We start from the raw sequence: 25,276 nt of genomic DNA, 5'->3' as shown, positions 1-25,276 counted from the left end.
TTTGAACTGATCTATCCCAAGAGGAGGTGTACGGGTGGCCTATTACTTAAAAACTTGCGGGATGTATCAGATCTTGAACGAAGCAAAGGATCTCTGTGATTTCACTGTGTTATATCCAGTTGATTGCCACTAGCACTAATCGGTAAAAGGGGAATGACTAAGAATATAACCCCAGATACGCTCGAGGATATTTCTGATTTCATAATATAGATTCTTATTAATTATTAGTTCATTGCTGTTAGCTATGCCACTTCGAAGTTGTAGCAATCTAAGCACAAAATCCTGTGCTTTAGCTGGCTTGTCTGCCCGAACAGCAAGTTCAGTTAAAATTTGGTAAGTCAATTGATCACTTTGCAAACCATCAATATGCTTCTCAGCAGCGGTTATTGCCTCCTCATATTTATTACATTCAAAAAGCAATTTTATAGCTGTGATGAAAAGATATCGTTTATCATCCACTGTTTTTGCCATAGATTGGGCCATGAAATAATAATCTGCACTTTGTACGCACTGCTTTGCCCATAAAGCGACTCGCGCAGCTTGGACATAAAATTCAATATCTTGCTTCGGATTTTTTTCTATTATCTGTTGATAAAAATTAAGTGCTAGTGGCGCCTGATCAACTGCCAAAGCATCTCTAGCTAAAATGAATTCCTCGTCTACAGTGGTGGGTATCGTCTGTAAAATTGATAAATAGTGAGCTAGGGCTTGCTCAGCTTGCAATTTGATTTCTTTAGGTAATTTAGGTTGATAGGATATATATTTAAGAATGATGTACTGCAGCCAGAGTGACTCCGAATCCTGTTTATCTGCATCGTCGTTAAATTGCTTTATTATCGCTGCTGGATTCTCTACGATCTCATTATAACCATCTGAATTTAACAATAGAATACTGTATCTGAAGTCAGCTTCTGAAATATAGGATTGCTCAATAAGGTTATTAAATAAGGCTTTGCCAGGAAATAAATAAAGGAGTAGCGCCAGGACTAGCAAAAAGGCAAAGGCTATGAATTGATAAGAAAAAAGCGCCTTATCTGGTTTCTTGTGTTTTTGATCTGTTGCAGTGTATCTCAAATGTTCCACTATTAGCTTCCTGTATAAGATAGCTATTCACATCAACAGCTTTTAAAGGTTTATGATTCAACTCTACCTGGCAGTTTTCCATATTTGCAAGCTTGAAGCTTAGTGGTACATGCCCCATTAATGAAAAATTAATTCTTCTCATATCAAGTATATCCCATCGGGTGAGTTCTGCATTGGCATCAATAAGAAAGGGATGTCTTGATTCCGTCGTAGTTAACTTTATAAAGGTATCAGCTTGACTTCCCACATGAATGTAGTTGTCACTATTAATAGGGCTGTAACCTGCAACATTTCTGCTCTTCTCAATGTCAGGAAATCCTTGGGATATTGGTAAACGAAATTCCCGCAAACTATTATTGTTTAAGATGTACCAGGTATTAGGTTCTCCATTAAGGTCTTTGGCTATAATGATTTGATTAAAATCAAGGACTTTCGAAATATAATCAGCAATATACAGCGGCGTTATATATTGTTTTAAAGCCCATTTATAGACGCGCTTTAATGCTCGAAAAGCAGCCTGATCAGCAGCGCTGTAAAAGTGATAATAAATAGACATTGGTTTATAGCGAACCGGCTTATCAGTCAATTGAAAAGTATGAATAACATTTTGAAACGCGTACAGCGGCTGTGACCAGTCATCAGTATATTCAAATTCGTTAGGGATTGGTGCAAAGACCTGGAAATAGTTACCTACCATGATACCAAAAGCACCTAAATTATTTAGTGACTTAGACGCATTAAGATATATTTTCGCCATCCCATTTATATTTTTGATCCCTACTTCAGCTGCGACATCTAAAGGCCCTTGCTGTAAATTACAATCTCCAGACCAAAATACAGCAACGACTTTCTTATCGGATGGTGCAAGTTTGGAATTAATAAACTCTGTAGAACCAGCCACTTCAGTTTTATAGTTAAAAAGATAGTTTTTATCTGGATAAGATAGGGCTGACATATTTGGTTTCCCCTCAACTAGCCCCCCCCAAACCAACGGATGTGAATAAGTGTGTGTTGCAATTTGTACCCAGGGTAGCCTAAAAATTTTTTGCGCTGTTTCAGTAAGTCTTTTTGACAAACCCGCATTAGCTTCCAATAATACAAACTCACGTTGAATAATTGATACAGTGGTTGGAATTTTATAAATGTTAAGAATTTGCTCTAAAATAACCTCGCCCGCATATTTATTATCAATCCAAGGCACACGAGAAACGAAAGCATCACCGTCAATATGTACAGTCATTATGCGTCTACCAGTTGCGGTAGTGATGTCAGGAATAGGAAATTGTGGTAAACGTAACGCCTCACTAAAAAAACTGAAAGGATTAATAACCCAACGTGCCTGAGTGTTAGGTAAAACTACCATATCAAAGGGGGCAAGCACATAACCACCCCAAGGGGCTATAGCGATTGCATCTTCATCTTGTTCCCCATTAGTTAATTTTAAAAGAACTTTGGCGTTCTTGATGGTAGCTGCTAAAAAATCGGTCGTTAATGGCTGAGGTAATACTTCAAAACCAATACTCTTTTCTTTATATTTGGTTTTTACGCTGGTTATAATCTGTTTATTTTTATCAATGTTTATATTTAACTGTTTTAACAGCGGTGAGGTACTAGGCAGACCGAAGTTCTGCATAAAAACGACTGGAACCCCTGCCTGAATTTGTTTGCTCAACCAGCTTTCTAATAAATCATGATGTTTGACTACCCGCTCATTAAACCAGGCCACTATCCCTGCATATTTACCCTTCACAACCTGTTGGGGTAAGGTTGTATCCACAGGCTGTAGCACAGGAACAAATCCCTTAAATTGAAAAAGAAAGGCCGTATAATCAAAGGCGGCAATATCCGTACTGCGAACATTAATTTTTTCTGAAGTAAGGTTGTACAGCAGTAAAATTTTTCGTGGCACTATTTCAATAGTACTTACACCAATCGTATTTAAATCTGCATCTGCGACCCAGGGAATGAACCCCAGGGTTCTTATTTGCTTAGCAACTTGGCGTGCTTCCTCAGGTTTGCCAGGAGGGACGTAATCAATCACTATCACTGGCAAATGGTACTCTTGATGCGTCTTGTTAAGCACATTGAGCAGCCATTTCCTATCACTATCAGAGACTTGCTCGTATTTTTTAGCTGCTGGATTCCATTTAGCGAATAATGACTCAGCCGCCATGGCGTTAATCTCTTGATGAATACTGTCTAATACCTCAAAACCCCGGTTAGTGATAATAGTTGCACCTGGATATTTGATTTTAATCTTTTTTATCAGGTCAACAATTCCAGCCTGTTGTTCTTTAATCTGTGTAGGAGTTAATTTGAGTAACTGATAAGAATCAAGTGTATCGAGGAAAAAACCCTGATAACCCTGCTCCCAAAGAGAACTAATTTTCTTATTGAGTAAATAATCCCGCCAGGCAGGATTAGCCATATCCATAATATGACTCCCCCAGTCAGCATTTTTTCCTTTAAACCAGCTGGGTTTTATCTGTTTCAAATCAGGGGAGTTAGCATCTACTTCTCCCACATTAACATAGGCATAGAGCTGACTGGATAGATTATTGTATTTTTTAGGATCCAAATCTTTTTGTGGAGTAACGACAACAATATTAAACGCATGCAATTCGTCTAAAGGCGGATTAGTGCCGTAATAAAAAGCAACTCGACTATTATCATCTATAGCATAGCAAGCAAAGGAAAATAAAAACCATAGCATGCTACAAATTAGGCGTTTGTGGAGGTTCACTGAAACCTTCGTCCTTGTCATTAGGTGACCGTATAATAGGGCTATGTTTTTAAAGAATATAATACAAGAAGCACTTGCACCAACTTTTTTATTCTTAATGAGCTAGATCATCCTTCTGCAATAGAGAAGCCAGCCCTAATTCAATAGGTGTACGTGCGCTAAATTCCAACTCCTGTTGGGCTAGCAAACCATTGCCCGCCGAATGATAGAGATCACCGATCCTTGCATTTTCATAGGTAATTGGCACTTTCCTATGTGAAAGCTGCATCATTAATTGAGCTAACTCTAAAATTGAAACAGAATGACCACTGCAAATATTATAAATTTTTGCTCCATCAACATTTGCATTGGCGGCAAGTATAAATGCCTCAACAACATCTCGAACGTAGATAAAATCTCTTGTTTGTTTCCCATCCCCCAAAATTTTTATTGGCAGAGATTCCCTAAGAGCATTTTTAAATTTGGTAATAACACCACTGTAGGAATTTGATTCAATTTGCCCTTCCCCGTAGACATTAAACAGGCGAAGGCCTATTGAATGAATGCCAAAAGTCCTTGACACAGCTTCTGCATAGATTTCATTCGACAATTTATCAGCCCCATAAACTGAATTTGGAATAACATGTTCTGACTCTGATAAAGGTAAAGCTTCAGAATCACCATAGACTGCTGCTGAAGAAGCATAAATCAATTTTACTGGGTGGCTTAAATGTCGGAATTCTTCAAGAAGACCATTAAATGCTTGGACATTATTTTCATGACTGAAGATCCAATCTCTTGCACATATGGGTACTGATGAAAGGGCTGCTAAGTGAAAACAAGTATCTACTTGCTCAAGACACTCATGAAGTAAGCTATGTGACAAAACATCCCCTTCAATGAGTTTGGCCTTACGGATATCACAAGGGGTAGGTTTATGGATGGATTTATCAATAACTAAAACCTCAATACCTTGTGAAAGCAGACGCTCAACCAAATAGCTACCAATAAAGCCATTTCCTCCAGTAACTAGCACATGCCGCATCTTTAGACTCCACGATGTATTCTTTAATTTTAAGCTTAGTGCACAGAAGTCTATTTTTCTAGTTGCTACAGTTTTCCTAATATTACTTAATAATCAAGATGCTTCTTATTGTAGATTTTCTTGTTTTTGGTATTCTGCTTAGATATTCACTTAAAACTGCATGGGGCTTATACAAGACATGGGAAGGTCGTCGCTAGTCTTATTATGCTTTATGCCCTTCATGTTTTTGGGGCAAGAAACCCTTGCTCACCCAATTAGCAAAACCGTCACTATATTTGGGGCGGAACAAGGTGCCCGCCTAAAAATTCCGAAATACTCCACCAACAAATATCTCTTGCAGGTTGGTTCCTTTGATAACTACTCGAATGCTGAAAAATACAGAAATGAGTTAAGCAAACTGATTGCTAACAATACGGTACGCATCAATACCTCAAATACAATACCAGTCAGATATCGTGTTGTTATAGGCCCTATCCAAAACGAAGCACAATTAATTAGTATTAGTCATCGACTATTAGCACGACCTTCTAAGCTGACGAAAGCTCAAATCCGAAAAGCAGTATGGGCAAAATCGACAAAGCCGAAAGCTGTTACACAAAAATCTAAGGAGCACATTGGATTAACTAAATCAAAACAAGCATCAAAACTCAATGAAAAGCCACCGGTAAAAATAGTAGACCAACAACCGCCCCCACAATCTTCAAAGCCACAGCAATTAAGCAGGAAAAAAATACCCGCTTTCAAACCTGCCCAAGAATCTTTCATTAATAGCAGTCTGCCTACGAGCACGCTGCATTCTGAAGAAAAAAAAGAGGAGCATGATTGGGAAAAAAATCTATTCCTGGGTTCTATAGAAGAAGTGTCGAGAAAACAGGCTGGGACAAATTATAAAAACAAAGCGCCAAATCTACACTATCCTTTGGCGAACGATTCTTCTCGCGATGATCAAACGGTTGCTGCAAAAACACCGCCCCCTCTCCCCGAGAAAACCCATTTTGCTGAATCGAAGAACAAATCCTCTGTATCTGAAAAACCAGGAAGGCATGGTACAGAAGAGTTAAACAATCAAATAGCAAGTAAATTTAGTGGTCCATTGATCCAATTAGCAGAATCCGAAACGCCCATCCCCCTAAACTTGCCCAACGCCCAAGACAGTGACACGGAGAACCGGAGTAAAAAAATTACTTATTACGACGACAATCGTAGACAAGTAGAAATTAATTTAGATCAATATGAACCTAAAGCCTTTACTCTTGCTTTCAATGTCTTTCTTATGAATGGCAATGTTAACGATGCCCTCAAAATTGCCGTTGTGGCAGTAGAGAATGAACCTAAAAATGTGGAGTGGCGTGAAAGACTGGTAGAGGCAGCACTTTGGTCAGGGAATGGTGAACTTGCCCTTGAGCAATGGATTTTTCTTATAGAGAATAATCTCAATCCTGAAAAATATCTTTATAGAGCGTTGGTACTGGCCAAACAGGTATCTGACTACGATGCACAAGCAATAATTTATGCCTATCAACTGAAAAAAACACCTAATAACAAAGAGTTATTATTGAATAATAATATTGCAACTCAAAAGCGTGGCTACCCAGATAGGGCACTAAAAATGTTGCAGGCGATTCCAAACTCTCAAGAAGACCCACAATATCTCGAGCAATTCATTGCTATCACTCAGGGCACTGATCAACCTCAACAAGAGCTTGGTTATCTGAAAAAGTTAATTTCAATTGATAAATCAAATACAAAAGCCTATTTAAAAGAGGCTGAAATCCTCTATTCACGAGGTGATCTAAACGATGCTTTCAATATTTATACAGAAGTAGCCCAAAAAGCAGAGCCCACTAATCTTGAATTCTGGAAACAATATGCTGATCTTGCCTCAATAACAGGACACATACAGTCCACTATAACTGCCTTAAAAATACTAATGAAGTCCAATGCGCTGGACAGAACGTCTGCAATGGAATTAGTCGAATTACAAGAGCTTGGAAACAATCTGGCTGCCGCTTATCAAGATGCGAAAACCATCTTCAACCAAAATCATGACCTTAGCATAGGCAAGTTACTCCTTTCTTTGGGAGCAGAATTAAATAAATGGCATGAAGTCAAAGAGGTTGTAGACAATCTCCCTCCAAGTGATCTGGCAAAATTAAATAATATTCCAGAGTATGCAATCCTGATAGCGACTATGAACAGGCAGCTCGGGTTGGTTATTGAATCCTTCCAAAATTGGGAAAGCATTCTCGCGCGCTGGCCTGAGAAAACCCTTGTGCAAGATTCTTTCCTTTGGTTTTTGTTTGATAACAATGAATTTAAACAAATCGAATATGTGCTGTCGCACTGGTGTGAAATTTTTAATGCTAAACCAGAACTTTGGGAAGCTCATGCCGCAATTCTCACCGCTATAGGCAATAACCAACTGGCTTTACAGATTGTTAGCCCGCACTGGGAAAGTATCAATAATGATTATGCCAGTCTATTAGGAGTGGCTGATTTATTTATTCAGAACAATAATGATTATGCTGCCTATTACCTCCAGCGACGGGCGATGTATTTATTATTAAATGAGATTTCTCCTCATCCGGAAAACTTATCAACAAGGCAAGAATTAGCCCTTTCAGAACTGGTTAAACTTTTTGCACCAGCATCAGTGGCCTATAATGTCATGCTCAAGATGAGTGAAAAATTATATTCCCAACCAGAGGTCGATGAGCAAATTATCTCCTGGGCTCTGGAAACAGATAATTATGATTTATCAGGTTTAATCATAAAATCACATGCTTTAACTGGGCGTTTTACCCCTCCCTGGATGTCTCTAACCCAAGCTTTGGAAGAGAATGACAGAGACCTGATGCAACTACTTTTGCTTGAATCCCCTAATCAATTGCCCCATCGAGACAGAGTCATAGCTGCCACGCGTATTGGAAATTTTAAGCTTGCGGAAGAATATGCCTATCAAGGGTTGAGTGAACACCCAGATGAGGCAGAAATGTATCAATTATTTACTGAAACGACACTACCTCGTGCTAATCAATTCTTTGTAGATCAATCAATCCAAACTTATGGTAATGTAGTTGGCCCTCTATCTGAACTGAAAGGCCGTTTTTTTGTTACTCCTTCTTTGGCACTAACCCCTTACGGGATAGCTTGGTTTCCGCATAGTACTAAGACAAGTGTGATTGCATCACCACCGGCAGTTGATGAGATAGCAGGGATTATTGCCAGAAAATATGTTCATAGGGGATGGTGGGAAGTTAATCTTGCTGAACGTAAAAGCCTGGATCATTTTTTCCCTGCTAGTGCAAAATGGCATCGAGATCGCATTTACCCCGGCCTGGATGCTGAGCTATCACTTGGTTATCATGTCAAATCAGATGAAACAACAGCTCTCTTATTGGGAGGAATGAAGAACGAAGCAAAATTAGAGTTTACCTATGGTCGAAAAAGCCATGATATTTATGATGCGCAACTGGGCGTTCAACGGTTTTTAGGACAAGATGGTTTCTATTTAGGGTCGGGGAATGAGCTCCGCCTTCACTGGCAACACAAATGGTATTTAAGTTATCCCGACTGGAATATTAATTTTTATGGTAACTTGTTGAATTATAAAACTAAAAACAGAATACTGCCTCATTTGTTACAACAGTTAATTCCTCCCAATCAGGACCCTACAACCGCTTTCTACATGCCGCTCAGCGATATCAATACGGGTATTACTTTTGGCTTTGGTCAACAATACAAGGAAGAGTATACCCATAAATGGAAGCCCTATGCGGAAGCAGGTCTTTTATACAGTAGATTGCTTGGTTTGGGGCAAATCGTTGAGGGTGGGGTTGCAACTAGTATATTTGGTCGTGATCATTTAGTATTGCATATAGAATATGCTGTTAATCAACAACAGGTTAATCAACTCATTAACCAACCCGGACAAAACCAAAGTCAGGAATCACAGGTGTATTATAAAATAGGGATAAGTTATGACCGCTACTTCTAAGCAAATACCGAATAATTTCATTAATAAAATCCATTTATCACTTATCACTTTGCTATGTACTGTACTGACGGCATGTACAACCGTAAAGATCGATGTCAGCAATCAAATGTTGATTCCCGCAAATGCGCCAATTGGTGTAGCGGCCTTTGCAAACCACTCAAGTACGCCTTTAGCTAATCGGCAAGTTGAATCCATGGTGGTAGGCTTGTTACAAACAAGGGGATTTAGAAATATCAAGCATTACGAGCATTCAAAATCCTGTGCAAAACTGCTGTATTGTCCTGATGAAAGTCAAACCAAAGCACAAATTCTCCGATGGGCCAGAGCCAACCATCTCGTTTATGTATTTACTGGCGCAGCTAACGAGTGGCGTTATAAGGTTGGTCTTGATGGTGAGCCAGTTGCTGGGGCCACTTTAAGTGCAATTAATGTACGAACCGGTAGGACTGAGTGGACTGGTGTCGGAAGTACTATTGGCGGAAGTCGATCGGGGCTCGATGAAGTGGGGCAGTCGATGTTAAATTCAATTTTAGTTAACATAATCCCAACCTATTAAATGAAATTTGAAAAGGATTTTTCAATCGCTTATGGACATAAGCGAAGTGATACCTGGAAATCAATCGAAACGATTGTAATCACTTTGCTTATTATCTTTTTAGCTCATCTAATCTCACCGGAGGATCCCTATTCACTCAAAGGGCCCTTTCCTTGGATTCTTTTAGCCCCTATTTTTTGCAGCCTCTTTTATGATGCTTTATATGGCGCCCTCTCTCTTCTTATTCTATTGATTATTTTACTTTATGAGCAATCTACCTCTCTCTTTGACAGTGGGTTATTACGCGAATACGTGGCTGGAAGTATTGGATTAACTTTGTTGATTGGAGTATTTAGCTCCTATTGGAGCTCACGAATACGTCATGTTCAAGACTTAAACGCTTATGTGCGTGAGCATTTAGAGAATTTATCCCGGGATTACTATCTATTACGTATTTCCCACGAGCGTATTGAGCAATCTTATATTGTTAAGCCTTTGTCATTTAGAGATGCCTTCCTACAAATAAAACAAGAGCTCTTGAAAAATAATTGTGAAATCAATCCTGCAACCGGTGAATCTCTACTTACTATTTTTAGTCAATTTTGTTCGATAAGTAGCGCTGTCTTTTGCCTCTACGATAATGACAACGAACAAATTGATACTCTTGCTGTCTTAGGAAAACACTTCTTTATCAATAGAGAAGATCCCCTCGTCGAAAGTGTAATTAACCACAAAGCTGCAGCCTATTTTGCTGTAAACAAACTGGCAGCTAGGAATAGTGATTATTTGGCAGCTGTTCCACTATTAGACATAAATAATGAACTAATCGGATTCATCATTATCAAAGAAATGCCCTTTTGGTCTTTGACACATGATACTTTAGAAACCTTATGCGTGTTTGCCTCCTATTTCACCTCAACCCTAGCAAATATCAAAGGCCCTGGTGCTTTAATAAAAGAGTTTCCGAGTTGCCCCCCGGAGTTTTTAAATGAATTGAAATCGGCAGTGAGTTTAAATAAAACACATCGAGTTGATAGTTTTCTTGCTTGTATTGTTGTTCCTCCACATCAGCAGCAACAGAATATTGCCTATATCCTGCAAAGACAAAAACGTTCTCTGGACTATCTTTGGGAGCTTGATCTTGGCTCCGCCAAACTTATTATTACTCTCATGCCCCTAACAGGCATGGAAGCAATGTTGGGCTATAAAAATCGTATTAATACGCTTTTAAAAAATGATTTTGGCTTGGAAATTAATACCCATGGGTTGAATTTTCGTTTCCGGCAAATAAGTGATCAAGCCGTAAACATCCAGCTCGATACTTTTATAGAGAACGCAACTCATGCTATCGATTGACTATTTTTTACAAGTTAATAGTCTTTTCATAATATGGCCATTTTACTGCATTATTTGCTTGCCCATTGCCTATATAATTTCCCTGCTAATTCCCGCATACATGCGTCATCAACCGCCCCTTACCTTTCTTCTTCTCTATATCCTCTGCGTATCAATTATCGGTTTTGGCATTTTAATTTCTTTTATTATTTGCTTAACTTTGCATTATCAGAAACCTGTGAAAAAGAAGAATATAGCTTGGTCTATGGTTGATCAGCCCGATTACCAGCGTCCTCCTGTTTTTGAAAACACGGTATTTGGTGAGAGTAGTGGTTTTAAGATCGCAACTTCAGCAAACTTCCCCAAATTGCTACGGCAGAAACTCTTAGTTGCTGCAAATCAGTTTGGAGCAAAAAATGTCAATAAAATTAATGCGCTCGCTTTGGGCGACGAGATGGATGAGGTCCGTCTTTTCGCACAAAGTCTCATGGATAAACGTGAAAGGAGTCTCCTGAATTTAATCAAATTTTTTCTTACTGAACTTAGTAGAACAGAAGATCCGATTAAAATAGCCTACTATAAGAAACAAATTGCCCAGATTATGTGGGAGCAGGTATATAACTACTTGGTGATGAATGAGAATCTTAGAAATACACTTCTAAATATCAAAAAGAATGCCCTACAAGCTTTAGAAGTTTTGCCTGACGACATTGAACTTCCCTTATTACTCGCTAAGGTTGCCTTACAGCAGTCAGATATCAAAGAGGCTAAACAATGGCTAAAACTAGCTGTTGAGAATGAGGCGCCAGAATATAAAATTCTTTCTTGCCTTGCTGAAATTGAATATATTGAAAAAAACTATAGCGCAATCAAGGACACGCTTAGACCGTGTCAGAGGAAAGGATTAATTAGTTTAGAACCACTGATATCGTTTTGGGTGACCCATGATTGAAACCTGCTTTTCAAGCAAAGAAGTTGACATCCTATTATTTGCTGAAGGAACTTATCCCTTTGTTAGAGGAGGGGTGTCATCATGGATTTTTCAACTGATTGAAAATCTACCTCAGTACAAATTTGGCGTTATTTTTTTAGGCGCTGTTGAAGGTCTTTACAAAGAGTTCTTATATCCAATACCTGATAATCTTGTCCATCTGCAGATTGTTTACTTATTTTTCGTTGAAGAAAGAGAAAAAGGTATTCCACTGAAGCTCGATTCGCGTCAGGAGGAATTGGACCAAATAAAAGAAATGCACCAGACCTTTAAACAATCTCATGGCTGTCCAAAGGATTTATGTGAACAACTTCCAAACATTAGTCATTTGCTTGCTGAAGATAGCTTTAATTTAGAACATTTTCTACGCAGTGAAGAATCTTGGGAATATATTAAAGAGCAGTACACAAGCTATAGTACAACCTCCTCATTCATCGATTATTTTTGGAATGTCCGCAATATGCATATGCCGTTATGGCAGATGGCAAAAATGGTGGAGAAAGTACCAAAAACCAAAGTTCTACACTCCATTTCTACGGGCTATGCAGGTTTTTTAGCCACTATGATACATCAACGTTACGGCTGGCCTATGATCTTATGTGAGCATGGTCTGTATTCGAAAGAACGAAGCATTGAGTTATTACAAACAACCATGTTTCCCAGAGTCGACAAATTAATTTCTAATACAAAGAACTTTAGCTATCAGCATAATGTATGGCTCAATTTTTTTGACTCTCTTGCACGAAGTTGTTATCACTACGCAAGTTTGATTATCAGCCTATATGACAACGCAAGGCTACAGCAACAATCTGCTGGGGCTGATGAGGCAAAAACCCTGGTAATTCCAAATGGCGTTGATATAAAGAAATTTGCAGCCATAAGACGACCTGCAAATGCAGAAATTCCCAAAATTGTTTGCTTTGTCGGGCGTGTAGTACGTATTAAAGATGTAAAAACCTTTATTCGCTCAATTGCAATAATGATTGAAATGGATCCTGGCATTAAGGCCTGGATAAGAAATATAGGCAACGAGGATCCTGAATATGCCCAGGAATGCCTAGATTACATCTCTTTGATGGGGCTTAAAGACCATATTCATTTCATTGAAGAGGGCGATATGCTTTATATTCTTGCCAATGCAGGCTTAATTGTCTTGTCCTCTATTAGTGAAGGTATGCCTCTGGTTCTTTTAGAGTCCCTGGCTGCAGGGATTCCTGTTATTGCTACATCTGTAGGTGCCTGTAAGGAGCTTATTGAAGGGCGCGATGAAGAAGATCGTGCCTTAGGCAAATGCGGAGCTGTTATTTCGATTACCAATGCGTCCATGCTTGCAGAAGAAGCAGTTAAGCTGCTTAATAACCGCGCTCTTTGGCAGCAGGCTCATAAGGTTTGCATTACTCGCGTAGAGAAATACTATACACAGGAAAAAATGGTTAATTCTTATAATGACATTTATCAGAAGGCACTAAGCTAATGGCGGGAATAGGTTTTGAATTACGTAAATTAGCAAATACTGATTCCTTCTGGAAATTTTTGCGCAGCCAATTGTATGCGGGCATACTTAGCAACGGCGCATGGATTATTTCCATTGGCATTCTTATTGCGATTTATTTTGTTGTGAATCACTTCCTGGGGCCCAAACTTTTTGCCGTACAATTTTTAGTAGCAGTGACTTATCTTGTTGCCTCATCTTTAATAGTAAGTGGAATCTTTCAACATAGCTTGAACCGCTTTATCTCCGATCGAATCTTTGAAAAGAAATATCAGTTAATTAGACCAAATTTTATTGCAGCAATCTTATACCTATCGGCAGCCAGCACGGTCATTGGCTATCTTTCGGCAGAGTTTTTGTTATTTGATCAACCCCTAGCGGTAAAACTGCTCATGGCGAGTAGCTTCGTTTTACTCAATATTATTTGGGTTTTTTCTAATGCCTTCGCAGGATTAAAAAAATATCGCTTTTTGCTATTTTCATTTTTTTTGGGTTATGTAACTACCTTTTTACTAGCAGTTTACTTATATCAATATGAGCTGTCAGGATTACTATTTTCTTTTTATATTGGACAAGTCATTTTAGCCATTTGTTTATTTATTTTTATGCTTAAAACTTATCCTTCTAACTACCTGTTTAGCAGAAGATTTCTTCACTTTATGAAATTAAACCCCGCTTTGGTCTATAGTGGTTTCTTTTTTTATTTAGGCCTCTGGATTGATAAGTTAAGTTTCTGGTTCAGCGACAATACAAGCACTTTAACCTTAGGCGCCTTACGCGCTTCCCCCCTCTACGATATGCCTGTCTTTATTTCATTTCTTCTAATGATACCTGGCATATCAACGTTTTTTTACGAAGTAGAAGCGAATTTTTCACGCTACTTTCACCGCTACTATGATGCCATTCGTGAAGGCGCAACCTTAGAAGAACTCAATAAGAAGCACGCTGAATTAGTAGTTATGGCTAGAAACTGCATTTTAAATACTTTAAAAATACAAGGAGGTATTACATTATTCGCTATATTACTTGCTCCTGAGATCTTAGCCTTACTCAAATTAGCTCCAATCTACGTTTATTTATTACGAATAACGACTGTAGCTGCATTTCTTTTAGTTTTGCTAATTGCCCAGCTTAATTTATTTTTTTATCTCGATATGGCGCGCAACGCATTGTATCTAACCATCATTTTCTTTTTTCTGAATTTTGCATTGACTTATTTAACCCTTTATTTAGGACCACTCTATTTTGGTTATGGATTTGCAATGTCCTTACTATTCACTAATCTTATTGCTGTAATTTCTCTCAGAGAATCCTTTAGGAAGCTGAGCTATTATTCGTTTATGTCAAACTAAGATGGTCATGTTTAACTATTTGCAATAAGTTAAAAAACAAAACAAATAGACCGATAATGGAGATAACTGTATAATTGAAAATATTTTGCTTTGACTTGCTGAAAAATGTTTGTAAAGAAGATTATTACTGCTTTTCTTTTTATCTTTAGTTGTGCCTCTGTCTCTGCGGAACTTATTAAAAACCCTACCCTTATTCAAAAGACTATTGATGAGGTCGTAAATACCTATCATTTACCAGGGGCCTCTGTCTCTATGATTGATACGAATACCCATCAGACTTGGAATTTTTCTAGCGGGCTAGCTAATAAAGAACGAAGAATTCGAATGCGTACCTCGCATCTTATGCAAATCGGTTCCACAACAAAATCCTTTATTGCCGCACTTATCCTGAAGTTAGAAGAAGAGTCTGAAGCGGGTAAACTTAATATTGATTTTAATATTGAACAGCCCTTAGGTCTTTGGTTGCCAGAGTATCAGGCCTGGAAGGGGATAAAGATTAAGCATCTCTTGAACATGACTTCTGGTATTTATAATTACACTGATGATGCCGGGCTCTTTAGGGAGATTGCTTTAAATCCTAAGTATTATTGGTCTCCAAATGTATTGGTCAATCTTGCTTACTCGCACAATCCTAATACAAATTTTAATGCAGGTGAAAACTATGAGTATTCAAATACGAATTACATTCTGGCTGGGATGTTGCTAGAACGACTTACTAATAAAACGGTTGAGCAACTGCTAAGTGAGAAAATATTTAAAAAATATCCTCAACGATTTCAGCATATTTACTATGAACCTAGCAGCTATCCCCTGGGACATTTTAGAGAGATGGCTCATGGTTACATGATGGAGAAGACGCAGCATGCAGAATTCTATCAGCAGGATATAACAGCTTTGACTTTGTCTTGGGCAGGCGCGGCTGGGGCTATAATAAGCCGCAGCCAAGATTTAGCAAACTGGGCTGATCTGTTATTTTCAAAACAATTTCTAAAAGGAAAACAACTACGAGAGTTACAAGCATTAGTCTGCGTTGATAATAGCGAATGCAAATCAGGAGAACCTCTTTCTGCTAAGAGTGATGCAGTTGGGTACGGTCTTGGAGTGGGACATATCACCGATGAGCGCTATGGTGATATCTGGACTCACAATGGAGGTACCTTAGGTTATCATACGGTTTTTCTCTATATACCCAAGTTATCTTTAAGTATGGTTGTTATTGTCAATCAAATTGGACCAGAGGTTGAGGAAATGGATGATATGATTTATTTGGCGATGCGTGTTCTTGCGTCGCTGCCGGAAATCGGGTCAGTTAAGTCTTAAATCCATGGTTGAGTAGCTACTAATAAATCGCTTTCAATGCCACCAGTTTGCTCCGTAGATTGAGGCTCTAGTAGCATTACATGAGCTTCTTCATCTGCGACTGGTTTATGTTCAACACCCCTGGAGACAATGTAAAATTCGCCTTCATTTAAGGTAATAGAACCATCGCGGAACTCAATTCGTAGACTGCCTTTTATTACCAAAAATAATTCATCTTCATTGGCGTGGCTATGCCACATGAATTCTCCCTTGAACTTTGCCAGCTTCATGTATTGCCCATTCAGTTCACCTACAATGTGTGGCGACCAATATTCGTCAAAAAGTTCAAATTTTTCAGATAAATTAACCTTTTCCATTTGTCACCTTCTAAAAAAAACCTAAAACCTTTAAGACTAAGGCTTTAGGAATAACAAAATAGATTGTGTTTGAATGTAATAGATCACTCCGTACCTAGGAAAGTCCACTTTTGGCCCATGTCGAGAGCAAAATTGAACTTTCTCCAAGATTTTTACATCCCACCTGAGCTATTACGTTTGAATTTAGAATGGAATGTCGTCATCCAACTCATCGAAGGCATCCTGTGCGGATTGCGCTGGTTGGGGTTTGCGTGCGCTTTGTTGCTGCTGAGCATGTGGTGGTGGAGCCATATCATCGTAACTAGGTGCTCCTCCGGTTCCTTTGCTATCAAGCATCTGTATGTCTGAGGCTATAATTTCAGTCGTATAACGATCTTGTCCCTGCTGATCTTGCCATTTACGGGTACGTAAGCTTCCCTCAACATAAAGTTTGGAGCCTTTGCGAAGATATTCCCCTGCAATTTCACCAAGACGATTAAAACAGACTACACGATGCCATTCTGTACGGTCTTGTTTCTCACCGGTTTGCTTATCTTTCCACGATTCACTGGTCGCTACTGATAAGGTAGTTACGGCATTACCATTTGGTAGATATCTGACCTCAGGATCACCCCCGACGTTACCCACTAAGATGACTTTATTAATCCCACGAGCCATTTTTTATTCTCCTGCATGCGAAAGTTAGAGGCGGATTATAACTAATCTGAATACAATTTCGTAGCTTTGCTTGAACTCATTGTGCTTCAGAGGTCTGAGTTTTGTAAAATTTTTTCTGCGCTGCCTGACTTGTAAACGGCTCTATCGACTCTTAGATAGATGACCTCTTCTTCATTGACAACAGATACATCATTAACTCCGGCAAGCGCTCTTAATTGGGCAATTATCTGGGCTTCGTTTTGCAGGATCTTGGGGTAACTAAAAAGGATCGTTGAAATATAAGCATTAGGCTTCATTGCAATAGTTAGCATGAGCCAAACCAGGCCTAATAAACCGTTGCAGATAAAGATTCCGGTACTACTACTCAATTGATAGAGCAAACCTGCAGTAGATCCCCCGATAAAAATCCCTAGGAATTGGCTGCTGGAATAAATACCCATTGCCGTACCCTTTGAGCCTGTATCAGCTTGTTTTGATATCAGCGAAGGGAGGGTCGCTTCAAGAATATTAAAGGCAATAAAATAGAAAAACATCAAACCACAGAGGCTAAGCCAGCTGTGACCCAATAGGGCAAGAAACCATTGGCACAGGCTGGTTATCAGTACAGACATAAAAAAGACAATTTTCATTTGTCGTTTTTTTTCGGCCAAGATAATGAAGGGCACCATAAATACAAAGGAAAAGAACATAAGTGGCAAATAAAAATACCACTGCTGAGTTAGGTTTCCCTGTTTAATTTGTTCCTGCAATAAGAGGGGAATGACATAAAAGGTGGCGGTTAAAATAAAATGTTGAATAAAAATACCTGCATTTAAACGCTGCAGATGTTTGTTAGAAATCACTGATTTGAAAAGCGAAGGATTGGCTTCGCTGTCTGAATGAAAGCGTTCTTTCTGTGGATTAGGTATGACGGTATGTAATAAGAGCAGGCCTAATAGAGCCAAGAAGGTTGTTAAATAAAAAATTCCTGCTAAACCGTAATGGTTGGTCAACGCAGGGCTTAGGACCATTGCCAGACTAAAGGAGAGGCCGATTGTCATACCGATCACCGCCATAGCCTTGGTGCGCTGCTCATCGGGGGTCAGGTCTGCAAGTAATGCGATGAGAACACTACCAATTGCCCCTGTTCCTTGTAGGGTACGGGCAAGGATCATTGTGTATATGGAATGACTGAAGGCACCAATTAGGCTTCCACAGGCGAAGAGCAATAGCCCAATGCTGAGAACAGGTTTTCGGCCAATACGGTCAGACAACATGCCAAAGGGCATTTGTAATATACCCTGAGTTAAACCATAACTTCCCAAGGCCAGACCGATGAGTACAGGGGTTGCATCCGTTAGCTGAGCAGCAGAAACAGTGAATACCGGGATTAACATAAATAAACCCAGCATACGAAATGAGAAAATCGCGGCAATTGGAAAGACGCTGTTTAACCAGGAATGCTTCATTAAGAATAAGGTACCTCATAATCTAGTGTGCAAATGGTACAAAGTTAGAGGCAATGAGACAAGGATAACTGTTCATTAGGGATAAATTTTAGTGGCAGAAGGTTGTAAAGACAGTAAACCCTAAGCCCCCTTCTATGATTGACAGACTAAGTAATTCACGGTAGTTTGGTGCATTTTTATGCGAGGGGAAAATCCAATGTCATTGCAATTTGCTAATAAAGTGGCCTTGATTACTGGTGGGGCACGCGGTATAGGCAAAGCGACTGCATTGAAGCTGGCGCAGACAGGATGCGATATAGCAATTGTTTACTATAACAGTTCAGATGAGGCGCAAGCGACAGTCGAAGAAATAGAGAAACTTGGACGAAAGGCAATAGCAATGCAAGCCAACGTTGCTGATCAGCAATCAGTAAAAGAGATGTATGCCCTTTTTCGTACTCATTTTGATCGACTGGATTTTCTTATTAGTAATGCAGCAAGTGGTGTATTAAAACCCGCGTTAAAAATGTCTACCAAGCATTGGCGTTGGTGTTTGGAAACTAATGCTTTAGCCCTGAATCATTTGGTCTCCCTTGGGCTTGATCTCATGAAGACTGGAGGGCGTGTTCTTGCCTTATCCAGTTTAGGCGCTCATCGGGCTATTCCCAATTATGGCTTTATCGGTGCTTCCAAGGCAGCTCTTGAAGCCTTGATACGTTCTTTAAGCCTTGAGTTGGCAGAATACGGCATTACGGCCAACACTGTATCAGCAGGAGTGGTTGATACTGACGCACTTAAATATTTCCCTAATCGCGAGCAATTGCTTGATGAATATCAGGCTCATTCTTTGGCTGCTCGGCCTCTTACCCCGCAAGATGTGGCTGATACCATTTATTTGCTTTGCTTACCCGAGGCAGCAATGATTAATGCGCAAACGATATTTGTCGATGCGGGTTATAGCCGGGTGGGTTAAGACGCAGGTAAGTTGTCTCTCAGAATGTAGCCTGGATTCAGCGAAGCGAAATCCGGGAATTCGATACTGGAGCGGGGGGGCTGACTTATTACTGAAGAATTAAAAGCGTTAACTAATCTCCTATAGTGTATATTCAATATTTAAGTAATACCTACCCCTCTCCAATTTGCCTCATCTCTACCTCACCAAATATTGCTGTTTGGTAGGTATAGTGCTTAAACTCAAGCAGATTATTCGATGGATCTTTCAGAAAAAAAGACTGATGCTCAAGTCTTGAATTTGCAAAACGTGTTTTTAAGGGGATTTCAAAGCGAGCCTGTTTAGTATTTAAACGATGGACAAACTCATCAAATTCAGTTTTATTTAAAAAGATTAAGCCAAAATGCCGTGGGTAAATCCCCTGTTGTGCCGGCGGGAGCTCGTCGACTTTGTGGGCTACAATTTGATGAGGGCCAAATTGTAAAATCAAAGCATGCTCGGATTCGCGCCCTAATTTACAACCCAGTGTATCGAGATAAAAGGCTTTGGCTAAATTAAAATCGTGGATCGGAAAGGCTAAATGGAAAAGAATGTCCATCATGGCACCATGCCTTAAGTTTGAGTGTTGTTAATATATCTTAATTAAACTATGGAACCAAAAGAAGTTACTAATAAGCAGCGCAAAATTATCCATATTGATATGGACTGTTTTTATGCAGCAATCGAGATTCGAGATAATCCTTCTTTAAAGGATAGGCCTGTTGCTGTGGGTGGTTCTGCAGACAGACGAGGTGTTCTTTGTACCTGTAATTATCTGGCGCGTGAATACGGTGTGCGTGCAGCGATGCCGACTGCCAAAGCGCTGCGCCTTTGCCCAGATTTAATCGTGCTTCCTGTCAATATGAAAAAATATCAACAGATTTCTGAGCAACTTCATAAGATTTTTCACCAATACACTCATTTTGTCGAACCACTTTCCTTGGATGAAGCCTATCTGGATGTCACTGACTGCGAGCTCTATCAAGGCAGCGCCACCTGGATAGCCGAGGCAATTCGTGCGGAAATAAGGCAACAAACCGGTTTGACGGCATCGGCTGGTGTGGCGCCGAATAAATTTTTAGCTAAAATCGCCAGCGCCTGGAAAAAACCGGATGGCTTATTTGTCATATCCCCTCCGCGTGTGATGGCCTTCGTTAATCACTTAGAAGTTAACAAATTGTTCGGCGTAGGAAAGGTCACTGCAGCAAAGCTTCATGATAGAAATATAAGAACCTGCGCTGATTTACAGGAAATCCCTTTGCGGCTGTTAATACAGGACTTTGGTAAATTAGGTGAGCATCTCTATCACCAATGCCGCGGTATTGATAATCGCCCAGTACAACCTAATCGACTGAGAAAGTCATTGAGTGTTGAAACTACCTTGACCGAGGATATTAGGGATAGCAACCAAGCTCTCGCTATTATTGATAAGTTAAATGACGAATTAATCCGACGAATTAATGAGTCAGCTGCAAAATTTGCCATTAAGAATCTCTATATCAAAATTAAGTTCGATGATTTTCAGCTAGTGTCTGCAGAGACCAAAGGGTCACAGGTGGACTTACAACAGTTCCATGACTTATTTAACAAACTCTATAGGGAACAAAAAGCAATTCGCTTGCTGGGAGTAGGTGTACATTTTCAGGTTAATGAAAAGGTGCAAACCTTTATCCAGCAAACCTTGTTCTAGCGGATCATGCTCTATTCACAGAAAGTCTGTATTTGGCGCATCTTGCGAGAAAAGCTGCAAAAAAACTACTCACATAGACAGCTATGCTGCGCATTTTTTTGCAGCTTTTCTCGCAACCTGCGCTCAAATCCAAACTTTCACCAAGATTCAAACATGTCCCTTGAACGAGGTTAGTGGATAATTATTGCTCAAAAAGCATGCTAAATGTCTCACGTTTAGCGTAGCTGCCCTTTATAACTTTGTGATATACTCTGGGGTTTTGTGAACTAGCTGAGTTTTGAGGATAAAACATGAATGTAGATAGCGTTTACCCTAAAGTGAGGGAAATTATCGCTGATGTGTTGGTTATTGACGAAGAAGAAGTGTCATTAAACAGTCGATTAATTAGCGACTTAGGTGCAGAGTCGATTGATTTTCTTGATTTGGTTTTCCAATTAGAAAAAGAATTTGATATTAAGATTCCTCGTGGCCAATTAGAGAAGAATGCTCGCGGTGATTTAGCAGAAGATGAATTTGAGAAAGGCGGTGTTTTGACTGTTAAAGGTATGCAAGCGCTGAAGAATTATTTGAGTGAAGTTCCTGCCGAACACTTCAAGGCAAATCTGAAGGTCAATGAAATCCCCATGCTGTTCACAGTTGAAACCTTTTGCAAGCTGATCGTTAATGCAGTTAGTGAGCAAAAGCTTTGTGAAACTGTTGTCTGATGCGGTTTTTATTTGTTGATAGGATCTTGCAATTATCTCCTGGCAAATTAGCTCGGGGGATAAAGCATATTACCCGAGACGATGCCTACCTTTGCTCTGATGAAACAGGCCGACAGTGTTTCGTTCCTTCTTTGATCGGCGAAACCTTAGGGCAGTTGGCAGCTTGGAGTGCTATGGTTGCCAATGATTTCACCTTAAGGCCAGTTGCGGGCGTAGTTGCTAGTGCTCGACTGCACCGCCCCGCCTATTTGGGTGAAACCCTGTTACTGGAATCGGTTATTGAATCGCTGGATGATACGGCGGTGCAATACAATAGTGTGGCTCGCGTGGGCTCGGAGATCGTTTTTACGATTGAAGGGGCTTTAGGACCTCTATTGCCGATGAGTGATTTTATTGATGATGTGCTTATCCGGCATCAATTTAATGAAATAAATCGCCCTGGTGATTGGCCGCAAATAAACCTAGAACCGGCCCTTGAGTTAGACAGTAGTGCTGCGCTAAATCCTAGAGTTGCGCCGATGCATTTTGATCGTATTCTTGATTCTGAGCCGGGTGTTAGCTTAACAGCGGAAAAACGTATTACCCGTGCCGCACCCTATTTTCCGGATCATTTTCCTAATAAGCCAGTGCTACCTCTGACAATATTGCTGGAATCAAAACTTAATCTAGCCCGCGAATTCCTGGTCCGAGCTTCATATAGTCAAGCTTATCAAGTCAGTGAATTACGCCGCATTAAAATGAGTGATTTTGTTTATCCAGGTGATGTGTTGACCTGTCAGGTCAAAGTGAAACAACAAGACGAGCAACAGCTAGTTCTTAGTTATCGCAGCGAGGTTGAAGGTAAGCGAGTTTGTGTCTTGGAAGTAGTGATGATTGCAAAAGGTGATTAATAGGAAAAGCATCTGCTCAGGAGACATGTTTGAATCTTGGTGAAAGTTTGGATTTGAGCGCAGGTTGCGATAAATACAAACTTTCTGTGAATGGGGAGTGAACAGTTAGATGAAAAATAGACGGGTTGCTATTACAGGCTTAGGCGCTGTGTCGCCTATAGGTAATGATGTACAGTCTACATGGCACAATCTAATGGCTGGTGAATCTGGGATTGCTGAGATTCGACATTTTGATGCCAGTGCTTTTCCCTGTTATATCGCTGCGGAAGTTAAGCAATTTACACCAAGCGCTGCTGCAATTGCCGGTAAGCATAATCGCTTTGCAATGCAATTTACACAATATGCCTTAGAAGCAGCCTATCAAGCCTTTAATGATGCGGGTATCAAACCAACAAAACAGAACGCCAGACGCTGGGGAGTTGTTGCTGGAAGCGGTATGATGACAGCAGAGTTTTCCTATCTGCAGAAATTTCAGCAGCTTTGTACACGAGATGGCATCCCTGATTGGCAGCTTTTACAGGATAGTACAAAAGAATTTTATAGTTTGGTCGATTTCGGCAAAACCACTTCGAACTCAGGCTTATCCTTATTGATCCAACAATATGGTATCGAAGGCTACGCGACTTCTGTGCACACTGCCTGTGCCTCAGGCGGCCAGGCACTGGGTTTGGCTATGCAAGCCATAAAACGCGGTGATGCTGATTATATGCTGGCCGGCGGTTTTGACTCTATGATCAATCCTTTAGGTTTATCCAGCTTTTGTTTGCTCGGTGCTCTATCAAGTTATAGCGATACGCCAACAACAGCATCCAGACCCTTTGATGGTACACGTAATGGCTTTGTCCTCGGTGAGGGGGCGGCATTTTTAATTCTTGAAGAATGGTCTAAGGCCAAAGCGCGCGGCGCTAAAATTTATGCTGAATTAGCTGGGGAAGGTAATTCGCTAAGTTCTTATCGTATTACGGATTCACACCCTAATGGTGATGGTGCTCTGCAAGCGATTGAGCGGGCTTTGCAACAAGCAAGGGTGCACGCGAGCGATGTTGATTATATCAATGCCCATGGTACCTCGACGAAGATGAATGATCTTAGTGAAACTAATGCAATTAAGGCTGTCTTTCGTGAACGCGCGAAACAAATCCCTGTTAGTTCGACAAAAAGTCAAACTGGCCATTTAATTGCTGCTGCAGGTGCTCTTGAAGCCGTGTTATCAGTGATGACTATCGAGCATGGGCGAATTCCTAAAACGGCTAATTTAACAACACCGGATCCTGAATGTGATTTGGATTATGTGATTGATGGACCACGCGAAAAATCGGTAGGTGTGGTTTTATCGAATTCCTTTGGTTTTGGTGGGTCGAACAGTTGTTTGTTATTTAAACATCCTGAGTTTGAAGGAGCGGAGAATGAGTAACTCCAATCGTGTTTTTATTACCGGTTTAGGCGCCTTAACTGCAACTGGCGAAACCGCTGCGCAGACCTGGGATGCACTTATTGCAGGGCAGTCTGGTATTGCCGAAATTGGTCAATGGGATTTGTCCTCTTGGACTCATCGCTTAGGTGGCGAGCTTAAAAATTTCCAGCCCGCAAAAATGCTGCCGGATCGCAAATTGATGAAAGTCATTTCCCGCCAGGATGTGATGGGTATTAATGCCGCCGTGCAGGCTGTGAATCATAGCCAAATGCTCGATTATCGTGGAACCCTGGAAAATCCTGGGAATTTTGACGAGCAAACCGGTGTTTATGTAGGCTCGCCTGGTAACAAATATTTCCAACAAGAAGATTTCCTGCCCCTAATGGGAAAAGCTGGCGATGATATGCAGGTCTTTGCCGATAATTTATTTTCCGAAGTGCATCCCATGTGGTTGCTACGCATCCTACCTAATAATGTGCTGGCTTATACTGGCATTACTTATGGTTTCAAAGGACCTAATCACAATGTGACTAATCACGCGGTCAGTGGTACACAAGCCTTATTGGAAGCCTATCATGCCATTAAGCAAGGCCAGGCAGACCGCGCTGTAGTTGTTGCCTATGATCTGATTGAACCGCAAGGGCTGTTTTATTATGAAAAAATTGGGGTATTAAGTGCTCGCCATCTAAGACCCTTTGATAAATCACATGATGGTACAATTTTGGCTGATGGTGCGGCTGCAATTGTCCTTGAGTCTGAGGCAAGTGCGCGGGCGCGCTCAGCGGTTTGTTATGGTGAAATTGCAGGCGGTGTCTCGGCAACAGAAGCTTCTGGCCTATTTTCCATTGAAGCAGAAGGCGAGCATCTAGCCTCTGTTTTAGCCCAATCGTTAGAAGGGCTGCAGCTTAAACCCTCTGACATCGGCATGTTGATTGCTCATGGTAATGGCAATAGCAAATCGGATGATAGCGAGGCGCAGGCAATAAAAACGGTTTTTGGTTCGCATCAGGTACCGGTGACAGCCTTTAAATGGTCGATGGGACATACGATTTGTGCTTCTGGCATTCTAGATACGGTCTTAGCGACCTATGCCTTGCGTGATCAATGTATACCCGGAATCGCAAATTTTGCTAGCCCAGCGTTGGCAAGCGAAGGATTAAATATCAGTGCACAGCATCGCCAGTTAGATAAAGGGAAGGCTGTTGTGATGATTAGCCGCGGTTTTGCTAGTATTAACGCCTGCCTTGTGATTAAAGCCTGTGACTGATATAAAAG

Annotated in this window: 20 protein-coding genes; 13 read left to right on the top strand and 7 right to left on the bottom strand. The window is 40.3% G+C overall.

The window, feature by feature from the left end:
- Nucleotides 1-135: 135 nt before the first annotated feature.
- The 3 genes from BN1094_RS11435 to BN1094_RS11425 form a co-directional block, all read right to left on the bottom strand.
- A complete protein-coding gene (locus BN1094_RS11435) occupies nt 136-1,083 on the bottom strand; it encodes a tetratricopeptide repeat protein (protein WP_043874497.1) in 948 nt (315 codons plus the stop codon).
- Entirely contained in the window at nt 1,031-3,847 is a 2,817-nt protein-coding gene (locus tag BN1094_RS11430) for a bifunctional glycoside hydrolase/polysaccharide deacetylase family protein (protein ID WP_081935129.1), read from the bottom strand. Before BN1094_RS11430 ends, BN1094_RS11435 begins: the two co-directional genes overlap by 53 nt.
- Nucleotides 3,848-3,920: 73 nt before the next feature.
- On the bottom strand, nt 3,921-4,850 hold the full coding sequence (locus BN1094_RS11425) for an NAD-dependent epimerase/dehydratase family protein (RefSeq protein ID WP_043874495.1): 930 nt from the start codon (nt 4,848-4,850) through the stop codon (nt 3,921-3,923).
- 178 nt (nt 4,851-5,028) lie between these two features.
- Between BN1094_RS11425 and BN1094_RS11420 the strand changes: the two genes are divergently transcribed.
- The 7 genes from BN1094_RS11420 to BN1094_RS11390 all read left to right on the top strand — a co-directional run bounded on the left by BN1094_RS11420 (nt 5,029) and on the right by BN1094_RS11390 (nt 15,872).
- Nucleotides 5,029-8,847 carry a tetratricopeptide repeat protein gene (locus BN1094_RS11420; protein ID WP_176695298.1) on the top strand — a complete coding sequence of 1,273 codons (3,819 nt, stop codon included), beginning with the start codon at nt 5,029-5,031 and terminating at the stop codon, nt 8,845-8,847.
- A complete protein-coding gene (locus tag BN1094_RS11415) occupies nt 8,831-9,403 on the top strand; it encodes a hypothetical protein (protein WP_052403261.1) in 573 nt (190 codons plus the stop codon). The genes BN1094_RS11420 and BN1094_RS11415 overlap by 17 nt, the downstream gene beginning before the upstream one ends.
- Entirely contained in the window at nt 9,404-10,738 is a 1,335-nt protein-coding gene (locus BN1094_RS11410; RefSeq protein WP_043874493.1) for a PelD GGDEF domain-containing protein, read from the top strand.
- Nucleotides 10,739-10,955: 217 nt separating this feature from the next.
- Nucleotides 10,956-11,669 carry a hypothetical protein gene (locus BN1094_RS11405; protein ID WP_141650467.1) on the top strand — a complete coding sequence of 238 codons (714 nt, stop codon included), beginning with the start codon at nt 10,956-10,958 and terminating at the stop codon, nt 11,667-11,669.
- The gene (gene pelF, locus BN1094_RS11400) at nt 11,662-13,182 is read left to right on the top strand and encodes a GT4 family glycosyltransferase PelF (protein ID WP_043874491.1); all 1,521 of its coding nucleotides are present in this window, start codon (nt 11,662-11,664) and stop codon (nt 13,180-13,182) included. Before BN1094_RS11405 ends, pelF begins: the two co-directional genes overlap by 8 nt.
- Complete coding sequence (gene pelG, locus BN1094_RS11395; protein WP_043874490.1) at nt 13,182-14,552, top strand: exopolysaccharide Pel transporter PelG; 1,371 nt, start codon at nt 13,182-13,184, stop codon at nt 14,550-14,552. Before pelF ends, pelG begins: the two co-directional genes overlap by 1 nt.
- A gap of 105 nt (nt 14,553-14,657) precedes the next feature.
- Nucleotides 14,658-15,872 (top strand): serine hydrolase domain-containing protein, encoded by a 1,215-nt coding sequence (locus tag BN1094_RS11390; protein WP_043874489.1) that lies wholly within the window; start codon nt 14,658-14,660, stop codon nt 15,870-15,872.
- On the opposite strand, the gene BN1094_RS11385 is transcribed toward BN1094_RS11390, so the two are convergent.
- From BN1094_RS11385 to BN1094_RS11375, 3 genes are all read right to left on the bottom strand, one after another.
- Nucleotides 15,869-16,228, bottom strand: coding sequence for a cupin domain-containing protein (locus BN1094_RS11385; protein WP_043874488.1), 360 nt, complete (start codon nt 16,226-16,228; stop codon nt 15,869-15,871). The two genes, BN1094_RS11390 and BN1094_RS11385, sit on opposite strands and share 4 nt — an antisense overlap.
- Nucleotides 16,229-16,411: 183 nt before the next feature.
- On the bottom strand, nt 16,412-16,885 hold the full coding sequence (ssb, locus tag BN1094_RS11380) for a single-stranded DNA-binding protein (protein WP_043874487.1): 474 nt from the start codon (nt 16,883-16,885) through the stop codon (nt 16,412-16,414).
- An 86-nt stretch (nt 16,886-16,971) separates the two neighbouring features.
- Nucleotides 16,972-18,333, bottom strand: coding sequence for an MFS transporter (locus BN1094_RS11375; RefSeq protein ID WP_043874486.1), 1,362 nt, complete (start codon nt 18,331-18,333; stop codon nt 16,972-16,974).
- Between the two features lie 196 nt (nt 18,334-18,529).
- On the opposite strand from BN1094_RS11375, the gene fabL reads away from it, so the two are divergent.
- Nucleotides 18,530-19,285: an enoyl-[acyl-carrier-protein] reductase FabL gene (gene fabL / locus BN1094_RS11370; protein ID WP_043874652.1), complete on the top strand. Its 756-nt coding sequence runs from the start codon at nt 18,530-18,532 to the stop codon at nt 19,283-19,285.
- A 151-nt stretch (nt 19,286-19,436) separates the two neighbouring features.
- On the opposite strand, the gene BN1094_RS11365 is transcribed toward fabL, so the two are convergent.
- A complete protein-coding gene (locus tag BN1094_RS11365; protein WP_245614302.1) occupies nt 19,437-19,865 on the bottom strand; it encodes a VOC family protein in 429 nt (142 codons plus the stop codon).
- 48 nt (nt 19,866-19,913) lie between these two features.
- On the opposite strand from BN1094_RS11365, the gene dinB reads away from it, so the two are divergent.
- The 5 genes from dinB (at nt 19,914) to BN1094_RS11340 (ending at nt 25,268) form a co-directional block, all read left to right on the top strand.
- Entirely contained in the window at nt 19,914-20,993 is a 1,080-nt protein-coding gene (dinB, locus tag BN1094_RS11360) for a DNA polymerase IV (protein WP_043874484.1), read from the top strand.
- Nucleotides 20,994-21,283: 290 nt separating this feature from the next.
- Complete coding sequence (locus BN1094_RS11355; RefSeq protein WP_043874483.1) at nt 21,284-21,697, top strand: acyl carrier protein; 414 nt, start codon at nt 21,284-21,286, stop codon at nt 21,695-21,697.
- Complete coding sequence (locus BN1094_RS11350; RefSeq protein WP_043874482.1) at nt 21,697-22,587, top strand: ApeI family dehydratase; 891 nt, start codon at nt 21,697-21,699, stop codon at nt 22,585-22,587. Before BN1094_RS11355 ends, BN1094_RS11350 begins: the two co-directional genes overlap by 1 nt.
- Before the next feature lie 109 nt (nt 22,588-22,696).
- Nucleotides 22,697-24,001 (top strand): beta-ketoacyl-[acyl-carrier-protein] synthase family protein, encoded by a 1,305-nt coding sequence (locus BN1094_RS11345; protein ID WP_043874481.1) that lies wholly within the window; start codon nt 22,697-22,699, stop codon nt 23,999-24,001.
- On the top strand, nt 23,994-25,268 hold the full coding sequence (locus tag BN1094_RS11340) for a beta-ketoacyl-[acyl-carrier-protein] synthase family protein (protein ID WP_043874480.1): 1,275 nt from the start codon (nt 23,994-23,996) through the stop codon (nt 25,266-25,268). Before BN1094_RS11345 ends, BN1094_RS11340 begins: the two co-directional genes overlap by 8 nt.
- Nucleotides 25,269-25,276: the final 8 nt, after the last annotated feature.

Origin of the sequence: Legionella massiliensis (genome assembly GCF_000756815.1) — a bacterium.
In the GTDB taxonomy this organism is placed as follows: Bacteria; Pseudomonadota; Gammaproteobacteria; order Legionellales; family Legionellaceae; genus Tatlockia; species Tatlockia massiliensis.
This window is presented reverse-complemented; position numbering and strand designations above follow the sequence as displayed.

What these genes read in the sequence shown, in the direction of transcription:
- BN1094_RS11430 (WP_081935129.1), bottom strand. Translation starts at nt 3,847, where the DNA reads ATGACAAGGACGAAGGTTTCAGTGAACCTCCACAAACGCCTAATTTGT.
- BN1094_RS11425 (WP_043874495.1), bottom strand. Translation starts at nt 4,850, where the DNA reads ATGCGGCATGTGCTAGTTACTGGAGGAAATGGCTTTATTGGTAGCTAT.
- BN1094_RS11420 (WP_176695298.1), top strand. Translation starts at nt 5,029, where the DNA reads ATGGGAAGGTCGTCGCTAGTCTTATTATGCTTTATGCCCTTCATGTTT.
- BN1094_RS11415 (WP_052403261.1), top strand. Translation starts at nt 8,831, where the DNA reads ATGACCGCTACTTCTAAGCAAATACCGAATAATTTCATTAATAAAATC.
- BN1094_RS11410 (WP_043874493.1), top strand. Translation starts at nt 9,404, where the DNA reads ATGAAATTTGAAAAGGATTTTTCAATCGCTTATGGACATAAGCGAAGT.
- pelF (WP_043874491.1), top strand. Translation starts at nt 11,662, where the DNA reads ATGATTGAAACCTGCTTTTCAAGCAAAGAAGTTGACATCCTATTATTT.
- pelG (WP_043874490.1), top strand. Translation starts at nt 13,182, where the DNA reads ATGGCGGGAATAGGTTTTGAATTACGTAAATTAGCAAATACTGATTCC.
- BN1094_RS11390 (WP_043874489.1), top strand. Translation starts at nt 14,658, where the DNA reads ATGTTTGTAAAGAAGATTATTACTGCTTTTCTTTTTATCTTTAGTTGT.
- BN1094_RS11385 (WP_043874488.1), bottom strand. Translation starts at nt 16,228, where the DNA reads ATGGAAAAGGTTAATTTATCTGAAAAATTTGAACTTTTTGACGAATAT.
- ssb (WP_043874487.1), bottom strand. Translation starts at nt 16,885, where the DNA reads ATGGCTCGTGGGATTAATAAAGTCATCTTAGTGGGTAACGTCGGGGGT.
- BN1094_RS11375 (WP_043874486.1), bottom strand. Translation starts at nt 18,333, where the DNA reads ATGAAGCATTCCTGGTTAAACAGCGTCTTTCCAATTGCCGCGATTTTC.
- fabL (WP_043874652.1), top strand. Translation starts at nt 18,530, where the DNA reads ATGTCATTGCAATTTGCTAATAAAGTGGCCTTGATTACTGGTGGGGCA.
- BN1094_RS11365 (WP_245614302.1), bottom strand. Translation starts at nt 19,865, where the DNA reads ATGATGGACATTCTTTTCCATTTAGCCTTTCCGATCCACGATTTTAAT.
- dinB (WP_043874484.1), top strand. Translation starts at nt 19,914, where the DNA reads ATGGAACCAAAAGAAGTTACTAATAAGCAGCGCAAAATTATCCATATT.
- BN1094_RS11355 (WP_043874483.1), top strand. Translation starts at nt 21,284, where the DNA reads ATGAATGTAGATAGCGTTTACCCTAAAGTGAGGGAAATTATCGCTGAT.
- BN1094_RS11350 (WP_043874482.1), top strand. Translation starts at nt 21,697, where the DNA reads ATGCGGTTTTTATTTGTTGATAGGATCTTGCAATTATCTCCTGGCAAA.
- BN1094_RS11345 (WP_043874481.1), top strand. Translation starts at nt 22,697, where the DNA reads ATGAAAAATAGACGGGTTGCTATTACAGGCTTAGGCGCTGTGTCGCCT.
- BN1094_RS11340 (WP_043874480.1), top strand. Translation starts at nt 23,994, where the DNA reads ATGAGTAACTCCAATCGTGTTTTTATTACCGGTTTAGGCGCCTTAACT.